The organism is Bacillus massilinigeriensis (assembly GCF_900117315.1).
Classification (GTDB): Bacteria; Bacillota; Bacilli; order Bacillales; family Cytobacillaceae; genus Bacillus_BE; species Bacillus_BE massilionigeriensis.
Genome location: NZ_LT630337.1, coordinates 3943748 through 3957140, shown reverse-complemented (window position 1 = coordinate 3957140; position 13393 = coordinate 3943748). Strand labels below are relative to the sequence as shown.

The following is a 13393-nucleotide window of genomic DNA, read 5'->3' as shown; positions in this document are numbered from 1 at the left end:
GGTCTTTTTTTTATAAAACAAGATTAGATCACTCGGTTCGTTCATGTCGAACTTTAAGTGGAAGCCTCTGAATGTAAAATTCAGATTGAAATTTTGTCTATTTTATTTAAAAGAAAACGCATACGACATAAAACGGTAAAAAAAGTTGGGATAATTTGTACTTGACAAAAATTTTTACTCACAAAATATTTGCGAAAAATGACGAAAAAGACGATAATATGAAAATAAGGTTGGTGAGGCGAAAAAGGAATAAATTGTAACATTAGGAAAATATTAAGGTAAACGTCTTTTCAATAGACAAATGGTGACAATTTTGAACTTTTTGTGAATTTAAAAAGTTTACAAACTAGTCTGTAAACTTTTTGGGGTTAAACGCATTGACATTGACAACCACCTATTGTATGCTTACAAAGGATATCGGTGATAGGGTTTTCAATCATGATAATGCTTGATTTTTCCAGCTTTTTTTGGGAATTACACATCCCATTCTCCATTAGAGAGGATGAGCTTTGATGAATAATAAAAACCGCCACCCATTCCAAGCGATGGCATTAATGTCTGCGATTTTATCTCAATTAGTTGGATCTGTTCTTATCGGCATATTCGCGGGAAGATGGCTTGATGGATTGGTAGGAACTGAACCCCTTTTCCTCATTATAGGCTTGCTGTTAGGATTAGCAACTGGGATTTACGCAATGCTTCGTTTAATTCGACATTTTTTTTCAGGAGTTTAAACCATGCCAGAACTACAAGCGATGTATATACGAGAGCGCAAATACATATTTTTTTTATTGTCTTTCTATGTTTTGGGTTGGGGCTTTACCTCCTATAAAAGCATTTTTCTAGGGCTTATTCTGGGTACAAGCTTAAGCCTTTTTAATTTGTGGTTAATGGCAACTCGTGTCCAAAAACTCGGTGAAGCGGTTGCAAAAGGCAAAAAGGCCGGTTCACTTGGAATGTTTTTAAGAATGTCAGCAGCTGTTATTGCAGTCGCCATAGCATTAGAGTTTCCTGAATATTTCCATCTTATAAGCGTGATTTTGGGATTAATGACAGCTTATATTGTCATTATGATAGATTTATTTTTTCAGACTTTTCAGAAACGTAAATAGCGGGAAGAGAGGTGAATATTGTGAATCATGAAGCTCCGTTATATGAATTTATGGGATTAACCTTTAACTTAGCAAACGTGCTAATGATAACAGTAGCCAGTGTTATTGTGTTCATTATTGCGGTTATTTCAACTCGTAAGCTAGCATTAAAACCTACTGGGATGCAAAACTTCCTTGAGTGGATTATGGATTTTGTTAAAAATAATATTATTAAATCCACGATGGATTGGAGAGACGGGGGTCGATTCCATGTTTTAGGGGTTACCTTGATCATGTATATTTTTGTTTCTAATATGCTAGGTCTTCCTTTTGCAGTGGTAGTTGATGGTACGCTTTGGTGGAAATCACCAACAGCTGACCCTGTTGTAACCTTAACATTGGCCGTAATGGTAGTCGGCTTGTCACACTATTATGGTGTTAAGCTAAGAGGTCCAAAGGAATATGGAAAAGGCTTTTTCAGTCCAATGAAATTTTTATTCCCGTTAAAAATTATTGAAGAGTTTGCAAATACCTTAACATTAGGTCTGCGGCTTTACGGTAATATTTATGCAGGTGAATTGCTTCTTTCGCTTTTAGCAGGTGGCTTGGCGAAAGTTAGCGTAATAGGTTTAATTGCAGCCATTCCGTTAACAATGGTATGGCAAGGTTTCTCATTGTTTGTAGGTACTATCCAAGCATTTATCTTTACTATGTTAACAATGGTTTATCTGTCTCACAAAGTCAGTGATGACCATTAATAATATATCTGTTCAACCATTGAACAAAAAAATACATTCATTTATACAATTTGAAGGAGGAACTTTATAATGGGTCTTATAGCAGCAGCAATTGCAATCGGTTTGGCAGCAGTAGGTGCCGGTATTGGTAACGGATTAATCGTAGGTCGTACAGTAGAAGGTATCGCTCGTCAACCAGAAGCTCGTGGTATGCTTCAAACAACTATGTTCATCGGGGTTGCATTAGTTGAAGCCCTTCCGATTATCGGGGTCGTTATTGCGTTCATGGTACTCGGTCGTTAATTTATCAATAAAAAGTTCAAATGGCGGAGGTTTTGTATCAATACTTCGCCATTCCTTTATGTCTATTATTTCAAGATAATAATAATGTTTTTGCAGAATACAAGGGTTTAGAATACTTGTTGTTTTCCTAAGTGAACGACTCTTGAAGGGAGTGAATCGTGGATGTTAACAAGCAGTTTAGTTCTAGGTTCCGCCGAAGCTGCTACACATGGTGGAATTAATACGGGAGATATCCTATTTCAATTATTAGTATTTCTTGTCTTGTTAGCATTGCTTAAAAAGTTTGCGTGGGGTCCATTAATGGGCATTATGAAACAGCGCGAAGAGCATATTGCTAATGAAATCAATGAGGCTGAACAAAGCCGTTTAGAAGTTCAAAAGGTTCTTGACCAACAACAGGAACTTCTTAAAGAAGCTCGTCTAGAAGCTCAAAACCTAATCGAAGGCGCGAAAAAACAAGGGGATGTACAACGTGATGAAATCGTTGCGTTAGCACGAACTGAAGCTGAACGAATTAAAGAATCTGCTAAGCTTGAAATCGAGCAGCAGAAGGAAAAAGCAGTTGCAGCTATTCGCGAACAAGTGGCTTCTCTATCTGTGTTAATTGCTTCTAAAGTAATTGAAAAGGAATTAACAGTAGAAGATCAAGAGAAGTTGATCAACGAATATATCAATGAGGCAGGAGAAGAGCAATGATGAGCTCAACTGTAGCTAGACGCTATGCGCTTGCTCTTTTCCAAATTGCAAAAGAACAACAGCTTCTTGACCAAATGGAAGAAGAACTGCGTGTAGTAAAAGAAACCGTTAGTGATAATGAAGATTTACAAGCAGTTTTAAAATCTCCAAAACTTACGAAAGAGAAGAAGAAAGAGATTTTAGCAACCGCATTTGCCAACGTGAATCCACATGTATTAAATACATTAAAGTTGTTAATTGACCGTCATCGTGAAAACATCATTTCCGATGTCGCATATGACTTTATTGAACTATCTAATGAAGAAAAGGGAATTGCGGAAGCAAAAGTATACTCCGTACGCCCTTTAACAGATGAGGAAAAAGAAGCATTCTCTACAACCTATGCAGCAAAAGTAGGGAAAAAATCTCTTCGAGTAGAGAATATTGTTGATACTGATTTACTAGGCGGGATCAAGATCCGCATAGGGAACCGTATTTTAGACGGAAGCCTTAAAGGAAAACTTGATCGCTTAGGACGTCAATTGTTAGGCTAAGATTGGAAGATAGGGGTGAAACTCATGAGCATCAATGCTGAAGAAATTAGCGCGCTGATAAAAAAGCAAATTGAAAACTATCAGTCTGAAATTCAAGTGAGTGATGTAGGTACGGTTATCTCAGTTGGTGACGGTATCGCTCGTGCTCATGGCCTCGACAATGTCATGGCTGGAGAACTTGTTGAATTTTCAAACGGCGTTATGGGTATGGCGCAAAACCTTGAAGAAAATAACGTCGGTATTATCATTTTAGGACCTTTCACCGAAATTCGTGAAGGTGATGAAGTCCGTCGTACAGGTCGTATCATGGAGGTTCCAGTTGGGGAAGAGTTAATCGGACGTGTTGTTAACCCACTTGGACAACCAGTTGATGGAATGGGACCAATCAATACTACTAGAACTCGTCCAATTGAAAGTAACGCACCAGGCGTTATGGATCGTAAATCTGTTCATGAACCATTACAAACAGGTATTAAGGCGGTTGACGCATTAGTACCAATCGGACGTGGACAACGTGAGTTAATCATTGGGGACCGTCAAACAGGTAAAACATCTGTTGCGATCGACACAATTATTAACCAAAAAAATGAAAATATGATTTGTATCTATGTTGCGATTGGACAAAAGGAATCTACTGTTCGTGGAGTAGTAGAAACTTTACGTAAAAATGGCGCATTAGATTACACAATCGTTGTTACTGCATCTGCATCACAACCTGCTCCATTGCTATTCTTAGCACCATACGCAGGGGTTTCAATGGCAGAAGACTTTATGTATAACGGAAAACACGTGCTAGTTGTATATGATGACTTAACAAAACAAGCATCAGCTTATCGTGAACTTTCCTTGTTATTACGTCGTCCTCCAGGTCGTGAAGCATATCCAGGGGATGTATTCTACTTACACAGCCGCTTACTAGAGCGTGCAGCAAAATTAAGTGACGCAAAAGGTGCTGGATCTATCACAGCCTTACCTTTCATTGAAACACAAGCTGGTGACGTTTCAGCTTATATTCCAACAAACGTTATTTCCATCACAGATGGACAAATTTTCTTACAATCAGATCTATTCTTCTCCGGTGTACGTCCAGCGATTAACGCAGGTCTTTCCGTATCCCGTGTAGGAGGATCCGCGCAAATTAAAGCGATGAAAAAGGTTGCTGGTACATTGCGCGTGGACTTAGCTTCTTACCGTGAATTAGAAGCTTTCGCACAGTTCGGTTCTGACTTAGATAAAGCAACACTAGCAAAACTTGCTCGTGGGGCACGTACTGTTGAAGTACTAAAACAAGATCTAAACAAACCATTAAAAGTTGAAGAGCAAGTGGCCATTCTTTACGCACTTACTCGTGGATTCTTAGATGATATTCCAGTTCAAGATATTCGTCGTTTTGAAGCAGAATACCTTGCATGGTTAAATATTAACCGCAAAGAATTGTTAGACACGATTGTCCAAACAAAAGATCTTCCTGCTGATGAAGATTTTGCTGCAGCAATCAACGACTTCAAAAAGTCATTTGCAGTTTCTGAGTAATCAGATCTAGACATAAAAAGTATAATGGGGTCTCGTTCAGCCCCTATCTAACTCTTCTCAAGGGAAAGCTCGTCTTTTTCCTTGGGAAGTATTTGAAATGAAAAGGGGCTTGACCTTGAACTGGACGATTCTTTGGTAAGGGTGGTGAGAACCTATGGCATCATTACGTGATTTGAAAAATAAAATTGCTTCAACGAAGAATATGAGTAAAATTACTAAAGCTATGCAAATGGTATCAGCTTCTAACTTTAACCGTGCAGAGATAAATGCAAAAGGCTTTGTCCCATACATGAATAAAGTTCAGGAAGTAACTGCTGCCGTTGCGGCTGGAAGTAAGGGTGTAAAACATCCAATGCTAGTATCCCGTACGGTTAAAAAGACAGCGTATATTGTCATTACTGGAGAGCGTGGTCTAGCAGGAGCTTTTAATAGTAACGTTTTACGTCTCGTATTACAACGTATTCAACAACGCCATACATCAAAGGATGAATATGTTATCATTGCACTCGGTAGAATGGGTCGTGACTTTTTCGTGAAACGTGATATGAACGTGATTCTTGATGTAACAGGGATTGCTGACCAACCAGTCTTCGAGGACATTAAAACAACAGTTAACCAAACTGTTCGGATGTTCGCAGATGGTGCATTTGATGAATTGTATATGTATTACAATCATTTTGTCAGTGCCATTCAACAAGAAGTTACGGAAAAGAAAGTATTGCCACTCACTGATTCAGATGTAGCATCTTCACCTACACCAGTATCAACATATGAGTTTGAGCCATCACCAGAGGAGATCTTAGATGTGCTTTTACCTCAATATGCAGAAGGCTTGATTTATGGTGCACTTTTAGATAGTAAGGCCAGTGAACATGCTGCACGTATGACTGCGATGAAAAATGCGACTGATAACGCATCAGAGCTTATTGATAACTACAGCTTAATGTTTAACCGCGCTCGTCAGGCTGCAATCACGCAAGAAATCACTGAAATTGTCGGTGGAGCTGCGGCATTAGAATAAATGGATGAATGTAAATCGCAAATAACATGATGGGAATTTGAACGGGAATCGTTTTCCAAGATTGGTTATATGCGCTTAATAACGTTAGGAGGGAAAAAGATGAACAAAGGACGCGTACTTCAAATTATGGGTCCGGTTGTTGACGTAAAGTTCGAAAGCGGTCAACTTCCTGAAATCTATAATGCATTAAAAATTGTTAATAAAGCGTCTAACGAATCTGAAGTAGACATCAACCTAACACTTGAAGTTGCTCTTCATTTAGGTGACGATACAGTACGTACCATTGCCATGTCTTCTACTGACGGACTAACTCGTGGTAGTGAGGTTGAGGATACTGGTAAGCCAATTTCTGTTCCAGTAGGTGACGTTACACTTGGACGTGTATTCAACGTATTAGGAGATAATATTGACTTGAATGAGCCAGTACCTGCTGATGCTCGTCGTGATTCTATTCACAGAGAAGCACCTAAGTTTGAACAGCTTTCAACTACGGTTGAAATTCTTGAAACTGGTATTAAGGTAGTAGACCTTCTTGCTCCATACATCAAAGGGGGAAAAATTGGTCTATTCGGTGGTGCCGGTGTTGGTAAAACCGTATTAATCCAGGAATTAATCAATAACATTGCGCAAGAGCATGGTGGTATTTCCGTATTCGCAGGCGTTGGTGAACGTACTCGTGAAGGAAATGACCTTTATTGGGAAATGACAGACTCTGGCGTTATTAAGAAAACAGCGATGGTATTCGGTCAGATGAACGAACCACCTGGTGCACGTATGCGTGTTGCCCTAACAGGTTTAACCATGGCTGAATATTTCCGTGATGAACAAGGACAGGACGTTCTTTTCTTCATCGACAATATCTTCCGTTTCACTCAAGCAGGTTCTGAGGTATCAGCGTTACTAGGACGTATGCCATCTGCCGTTGGTTACCAACCAACACTTGCTACTGAAATGGGTAAATTACAAGAACGTATCACATCAACAAACGTTGGTTCTGTTACATCAATCCAAGCGATTTATGTACCTGCCGATGACTATACTGACCCAGCGCCAGCAACAACTTTCGCTCACTTAGACGCAACTACAAACCTTGAGCGTAAGCTTTCTGAGATGGGTATTTATCCAGCGGTGGACCCACTAGCATCAACTTCTCGTGCATTGTCACCTGAAATTGTTGGGGAAGAACACTACGATGTTGCTCGTCGAGTACAACAAACATTACAACGTTATAGAGAATTACAAGATATCATCGCGATCTTAGGTATGGATGAGTTATCTGACGAAGATAAACAAGTCGTTGACCGTGCGCGTCGTATCCAAAACTTCTTATCTCAAAACTTCCACGTGGCTGAACAATTTACAGGTCAACCAGGATCATATGTACCTGTAAAAGAAACAGTTAGAGGATTCAAAGAAATTCTTGAAGGTAAGCACGACAACCTTCCTGAAGATGCATTCCGCTTAGTTGGTAGAATTGAAGAAGCAGTCGAGAATGCTAAGAGAATGGGTGTAGAAGTCTAATTTCGGGACAGGAGGGTAAAAAATGAAGACAATTAAAGTCAGTGTTGTTACTCCCGATGGCCCAGTGTATGATTCAGATGTTGAAATGGTAATCACAAAGGCTAAAAGCGGTGAGCTTGGTATCTTACCTGGTCACATTTCGATGGTGGCACCGCTCGAGATTACTTCTGTACGTCTTAAAAAAGATGGTAAATTTGAGTATATTGCCGTCAGCGGTGGTATTTTAGAAGTGCGCCCAGATCAAGTAACGATTCTTGCACAAACAGCTGAAAAGGCGGAGGCTATCGATATCGATCGTGCCGTACGTGCAAAAGAGCGTGCTGAACAAAGACTTCAATCCACACATAAGGAAGAAGTCGACTTCAGAATCGCAGAACTTGCATTACAACGTGCGATCAACCGTATTTCAGTGGCTGAAAAAAGATAAATTAACACGAAATACACCTTCTGGCTTGATTATGAATCAGGTTGGGAGGTGTTTTTTTGTTGTGGATGTTTAAGATGGGATCTCCTTTTGTAATTCTTGATTTCCTACCTGGGGAAAAGCCCGATCGCAGATAAAATGGGATTTCAGCTTACACCCTGGAAAGGCTCAATGGTGGGAAAAATGGGATTCTACTCTACTACCCTGTGTAAAGATTAATCTTGGGAAAATGGGATTTCACTTTACTTCCCTGTGAAAAGCCCCATCGCGGATAAAATGGCATTTTCCGCGGATAAAATAGAATAATCGCGGATATATCGCAAAAATCGCGTAAATATTGAAAAAATCGCGGATAAAATCAAATTATCGCGTAAATCCACATTTCAATAACCCGCAAAGTGTAGAAAGTAACCAAAATCCTCCCTGGAACTCCCAAATCCGAGGCAGAAATCCCGCCAAAGGCCAAAAACATAGGACAATAGGTCCATTCAACTACAATAATTAATTATTTACATAGAAAAAAGGGCCAGAGATCTCAAAAATCTCTAGCCCTGTCTCCAAACTATTTATTTAGCACTCATAATTTTCCTAGGCTTTATGCTTTTTTCAGTATTAATGCTCAAACCAAGCTGCCCATATTCATTAGATCCCCATGCATATACCGAACCATCACTTGTTAAAGCAACAGTATGCTCTGCACCTGCCTCAGCTTGAACAACATTCTTAAGAGAGAGTTTAACAGGAATATTTGAATTACCCCCCTTAAATGACATATCATAAGAGGATGCTTCCTTTCCATTTCCGAGTTTCCCATATACATTTTCTCCCCAAGTATAAATCGTTCCGTTATTTGCAACAGCGACTGAGTGTTCTGAACCACCGTCGACCTGTTTAATTTGTTGAAGGTAGTACTTACCGCTCGTATCAACAACTCTCGTAGGTTTGCTTGTAAAAAGACCTTCTGAGCCGATTCCCAATGAACCCTTGTCATTTGCCCCCCAAGCATAAACATGGCCATTGCTTTGTACCGCTAAGCTATTATATGTCCCAGCCGATACCATTTTTACCTTTGAGAGGGAAGGAACTTTATATGGTACTTTATAAAGGGTACTACCTGTTTTCCCATTTCCGATTTCCCCATGGGTGTTCGCTCCGAATGCCCAAACCGAACCATCACTTCTAGTAGCTAAAGTATGATAGCGGCCAGCTGCAATAGATACTACCTTTGTCAAACCAGTTACCCTTTGCGGTTTTTCTAACCAACCGCTAGTTTTTCCGATTCCAATCTGACCTGAAAAGTTGTTTCCCCAAACATACACAGTTCCATCCTTTTTCAAAGCGACCATATTTTGATCTCCAGCAGCTATATCCTTGATATCCTTTAAACTGCTTATCTTGTAAGGTTTTGGTTTTACTCCATTATAAATAGGTAAATATGGATTTCCAAACATCCAAACGGTTCCATCCTTCTTTAAGGCTAAGGAGAAGCTATCACCGGCTGCGATGTCTTTTACCCCTGTCAAACCAGTTACCTTGACAGGCTTATAAGAATCAGAGGTCTTATTGTTACCTAATTGTCCTGTTTGATTTTGACCGAAGCTCCAAACAGTTCCATCCCTTTTTAAAACAAGAGTATGATAAGCTCCAGCTGAAATGGCTGTACCTGTAATTCCTTTTATAGGCTTGGTAACCTTTTCGTTTACCATTACGTAAAATTCAAGAGTAAGTCCCTCATATTCTGCATAAATCGTCGTTTGTCCAGAAGAAACTGCTTTAATTACACCATTTGAGACAGTAGCAATCTTTGTATTAGCAGATTTCCATTCAGCGTATTTAGCCACATCTTTTTCGGTGTAGTCAGAGTATTTAGCTGTAACTTTCACAGATTGTGTTTTTCCAATGTCGAGAGTCACATACGTATTACTTGTTACTAGATCGATAACCTCCAAGACTCCATCATCATCCATGTCGTCTTCATCGTCATATTCATCATCTTCAGGAGGGTCAGTTTGTACGACAAATGTAAATTGCGCCTTAGTAGATGTATAGTTATCAATACGGACTTTTGCATAATCTCCATTATCTAATTCAATTAAATAAATGGAGCCCTCTTTCACGTCTAAACTTTTTGACGTTCCAAATCCGTTTGGATAATCATCTAAATATAAAGGATCACTTAAATCACCATTAGGCAATTCAGCAATAAAATTTGACCCGATGTCACCATATTGATTAATGACAAAATCTGCTTTGTTTCTATCACTTGTGATGGACATGCTGTCGATGTCATAGCCCCCACTTTCTAATACATCACCAGACCACAGCAAAACGAACGGGTGTAATGGTTGATACAACGCTTCTTCTTCCTCAGACCAATAGATGGTGTTATCTTCCGCTTGAATATTGGCCGAAGGAAGTACCGTTTGAATGAGAAACAAGGCAGCAACCAAAACGGTAATAAAACTCATCCTTCGCTTCATAACTAGCCCTCCTTATTAACTGCTTTTTTCACAAAAAAATGACCCTCTTTTTCCTGCGCGTCTGCGTTTCTAAAGTGGGTCTTTTTCACCATTATAATACCAATTTTCAGATAATTTAGTCAACACAATTCAGGGTTGGAAGAGGTTATTCATAGGTTTGTAGTAAAAATGATGGAGTATCTGTAACAAAGAAGGTTTCTTATTAAAAAGCTGGTGTTGATCTTGTTTGAAAAGTGAAGATGCATGCATTTATGGTCTTATTGGAAGATTTAATTCGCGGATATAATGGATCCTTTCTTAAAAATGTCGATTTATGAAAATAGTAGATTATAAATTTCAGAAATAGCTGATTCGAGGAATTATGAGTATTGCTAAAAATAGGTCAATCAAGGAATTATGAATATTGCTTGAAAAACGCATACTCAAGGAATCATGAATTTGCTTGAAAATAGTAAATTGAATGATCATGAATTTTTCCTAAAAATTGCTCAATCAGGGAATTATGAGTATTGTTTGATAATAGCTGATTCAGGGTACCGTGATTTTTACTTAAAAACTGCCCATCGCGGATAAAATGGCAAAATCGCGGATATATTCAATTTATCGCGGATATATTGAAAAAATCGCGGAAATATTAAAGAAATTCGAGGATAAAATCAAAAAATCGCGGATATCCAAAATTTTAGTCCCGCCAAGCAGGAATTCCCCCCCATTTTAACGAACAAATAGTAATTAATTTAAGGAGGTAGATCAATTTGATTGTAAAAGAACGGTCGATTCCGCTTAGACTTAGGGTGGATGAGGCATTATTAAGAAGAATACACGTAGAAAATCCAAAAAGAAGCATGATACAAGAGGATTTAGCCAAAATGAATGCAGGTTACAAAGGGGAACAAGCGATAGATTACTATATAAACTTTCTTTCTCAAGAAAACTACCACATATTCCACGACCTTCGCCTCAAGAAAGACGATTTGTTCTTTCAAATTGACACGCTGATTCTTACATTAAAATTTATCCTAATTATTGAGATAAAAAACATTGCTGGCTCTATCTATTTTGAACCGATTTTTAAACAGCTAATACGAACAAATGATGAGAAGGAGGAAGGCTTCCCTGATCCAATTTCGCAAGCTCAAAGGAAACAGCAACTTTTAATAAAATGGTTAAAAAGCCATAAGTTCCCCGTTATCCCCATTGATTATCTTATCGTCATTAGTTTTCCATCCACAATCATTAACTCTTCAAAAAGAATGTCAAAGTATTACCAAAAAATCTGCCACCTTCATACATTTCAAGAGAAAGTTGAGGAGCTAAATCAACATTATCAGGAACAAAAATTAACTACTAGGGAACTAAATAAACTCAAGAAGCTTCTATTAAAAAGTCATACTCCGCTAAAAAACCATCCACCTTGTCCATTTAATATTCAGGAGTCAGAAATCCTGACTGGTGTACAATGCCCTTCGTGTCTCCACACTCCCATGATTCGAGTAAAAGGCAATTGGTCCTGTCCAAAATGTCAAACCAAAAGTAAGGATGCACATATTCAAGCAGTTAACGATTATTTTTTGCTTTTCGATCACACAATGACGAACCAACAAATGCGCGAATACCTCCATTTAAAATCGCCTGATACTGCGACAAGATTATTAGTTTCTATGGATTTGTCTTTTACAGGTTCTGGGAAAGGTAGGGTTTATTTCAATAATAATGATTAAGAAGGAGAGTAGTTCATAGATTAGAAGTAGGGGTCCCTGTGGATAAGGGGATAACGCGACGGAAGAGCTCCCGCCGGTGCCGACGTACCATCACCTCCGCTACCACGGCAGATACCAAATTAAGAGTTTATTCCGCATACTCAAAAGCGAGCTCTCAAACTCTGCATAAACCCTTAATTCACTGGCGGAAGTTTTTCCATAAATAATATTTGGTTTGTCGACATGGTTTGGGGTTGGTGCTATAATGAATTCGGTTACAATTTTAATAATATAGAATTTTTAGGCATTGGAGGGGATGGACATGGAGTGGTTAAATCTATATCAGAATAATTATCTGATAGTTTTTATTTTTCTATGTCTTGGAATTTTGTTGCCTGTGGTGGCTTTGTTTTTAGGAAAGCTGTTGCGTCCATATAAGCCGGTTGATGCGAAGTACACCACTTATGAAAGCGGNCGGAGTGGTTAAATCTATATCAGAATAATTATCTGATAGTTTTTATTTTTCTATGTCTTGGAATTTTGTTGCCTGTGGTGGCTTTGTTTTTAGGAAAGCTGTTGCGTCCATATAAGCCGGTTGATGCGAAGTACACCACTTATGAAAGCGGAATTGAGCCTTTTCACGATTCGCGTGTACAGTTCAATGTCCGCTATTATATTTTCGGTCTCATGTTTGTTATTTTTGATGTGGAGACTGTTTTTTTGTATCCATGGGCGGTTGCTTATGAGAAGCTTGGAATCTTTGCATTGATTGAGATGTTTATTTTTGTTGTGATGCTTTTAATTGGTCTCGTCTATGCATGGAAGAAGAAGGTGTTAAAGTGGATCTAAAATTGGACGGTATCTCAATTGAGGAGATGGAAGAGCTTAAGAGAAATGTTTTTATTACAACCTTAGATCAAATTAAAGCTTGGGCACGGAGTAATTCATTATGGCCAATGACCTTCGGGCTTGCTTGTTGTGCAATTGAGATGATGGGAGTTGGGGGATCCCATTATGACTTAGACCGATTTGGTTCCTTCTTTAGGACTTCTCCGAGGCAATCGGATGTGATGATTGTTTCAGGGACGGTCACGAAAAAGATGGCACCAATTGTAAGACGTTTGTATGAGCAAATGCCTGAACCGAAATGGGTGATTGCGATGGGTTCGTGCGCAACGGCTGGTGGTCCTTATGTGAAGTCGTATGCGGTTGTAAAAGGGGTCGATCAGATTGTACCGGTTGATGTATATATACCAGGTTGTCCGCCTAACCCAGCAGCTTTAATTTATGGAATTAATAAATTAAAGGAAAAAATCCGGTATGAGGCTAAGACTGGGAAGAAGGTGATTTAATC

14 protein-coding genes and 1 pseudogene are annotated in these 13393 nt (G+C 38.9%); 14 read left to right on the top strand and 1 reads right to left on the bottom strand.

Features of this window, described 5'->3' with window-relative positions; all coding sequences use genetic code 11:
* Positions 1–512 precede the first annotated feature (512 nt).
* The 10 genes from BQ6100_RS19510 (at position 513) to BQ6100_RS19465 (ending at position 7862) form a co-directional block, all read left to right on the top strand.
* Positions 513–734, top strand: coding sequence for an AtpZ/AtpI family protein (locus BQ6100_RS19510; RefSeq protein ID WP_075983188.1), 222 nt, complete (start codon positions 513–515; stop codon positions 732–734).
* A 3-nt stretch (positions 735–737) separates the two neighbouring features.
* On the top strand, positions 738–1112 hold the full coding sequence (locus tag BQ6100_RS19505) for an ATP synthase subunit I (protein WP_075983187.1): 375 nt from the start codon (positions 738–740) through the stop codon (positions 1110–1112).
* 20 nt (positions 1113–1132) lie between these two features.
* Positions 1133–1849, top strand: coding sequence for a F0F1 ATP synthase subunit A (gene atpB / locus BQ6100_RS19500; protein ID WP_075983186.1), 717 nt, complete (start codon positions 1133–1135; stop codon positions 1847–1849).
* 69 nt (positions 1850–1918) lie between these two features.
* A complete protein-coding gene (gene atpE, locus BQ6100_RS19495) occupies positions 1919–2131 on the top strand; it encodes a F0F1 ATP synthase subunit C (protein WP_075983185.1) in 213 nt (70 codons plus the stop codon).
* Between the two features lie 162 nt (positions 2132–2293).
* Positions 2294–2827, top strand: a complete 534-nt coding sequence (gene atpF, locus BQ6100_RS19490) for a F0F1 ATP synthase subunit B (protein WP_075983184.1) — start codon at positions 2294–2296, stop codon at positions 2825–2827.
* The gene (locus BQ6100_RS19485; protein ID WP_075983183.1) at positions 2824–3360 is read left to right on the top strand and encodes a F0F1 ATP synthase subunit delta; all 537 of its coding nucleotides are present in this window, start codon (positions 2824–2826) and stop codon (positions 3358–3360) included. Before atpF ends, BQ6100_RS19485 begins: the two co-directional genes overlap by 4 nt.
* A gap of 24 nt (positions 3361–3384) precedes the next feature.
* On the top strand, positions 3385–4893 hold the full coding sequence (gene atpA, locus BQ6100_RS19480; RefSeq protein ID WP_075983182.1) for a F0F1 ATP synthase subunit alpha: 1509 nt from the start codon (positions 3385–3387) through the stop codon (positions 4891–4893).
* Positions 4894–5047: 154 nt separating this feature from the next.
* Positions 5048–5914, top strand: coding sequence for an ATP synthase F1 subunit gamma (atpG, locus tag BQ6100_RS19475; protein WP_075983181.1), 867 nt, complete (start codon positions 5048–5050; stop codon positions 5912–5914).
* Positions 5915–6013: 99 nt separating this feature from the next.
* On the top strand, positions 6014–7435 hold the full coding sequence (gene atpD / locus BQ6100_RS19470) for a F0F1 ATP synthase subunit beta (RefSeq protein WP_075983180.1): 1422 nt from the start codon (positions 6014–6016) through the stop codon (positions 7433–7435).
* 22 nt (positions 7436–7457) lie between these two features.
* The gene (locus BQ6100_RS19465; RefSeq protein WP_075983179.1) at positions 7458–7862 is read left to right on the top strand and encodes a F0F1 ATP synthase subunit epsilon; all 405 of its coding nucleotides are present in this window, start codon (positions 7458–7460) and stop codon (positions 7860–7862) included.
* 563 nt (positions 7863–8425) lie between these two features.
* Here the strand turns inward: BQ6100_RS19465 and BQ6100_RS19460 are convergent.
* Positions 8426–10339: an RCC1 domain-containing protein gene (locus tag BQ6100_RS19460; protein ID WP_075983178.1), complete on the bottom strand. Its 1914-nt coding sequence runs from the start codon at positions 10337–10339 to the stop codon at positions 8426–8428.
* Positions 10340–11094: 755 nt separating this feature from the next.
* On the opposite strand from BQ6100_RS19460, the gene BQ6100_RS19455 reads away from it, so the two are divergent.
* The 4 genes and pseudogenes from BQ6100_RS19455 (at position 11095) to BQ6100_RS19440 (ending at position 13391) form a co-directional block, all read left to right on the top strand.
* A complete protein-coding gene (locus tag BQ6100_RS19455) occupies positions 11095–12060 on the top strand; it encodes a nuclease-related domain-containing protein (protein WP_075983177.1) in 966 nt (321 codons plus the stop codon).
* Positions 12061–12361: 301 nt separating this feature from the next.
* Positions 12362–12511: pseudogene (locus BQ6100_RS19450) on the top strand (NADH-quinone oxidoreductase subunit A); the annotation flags it as partial.
* 35 nt (positions 12512–12546) lie between these two features.
* Positions 12547–12888: an NADH-quinone oxidoreductase subunit A gene (locus tag BQ6100_RS19445; protein WP_075983176.1), complete on the top strand. Its 342-nt coding sequence runs from the start codon at positions 12547–12549 to the stop codon at positions 12886–12888.
* 26 nt (positions 12889–12914) lie between these two features.
* A complete protein-coding gene (locus BQ6100_RS19440; RefSeq protein ID WP_390622449.1) occupies positions 12915–13391 on the top strand; it encodes a NuoB/complex I 20 kDa subunit family protein in 477 nt (158 codons plus the stop codon).
* The last annotated feature ends 2 nt before the right edge of the window (positions 13392–13393 follow it).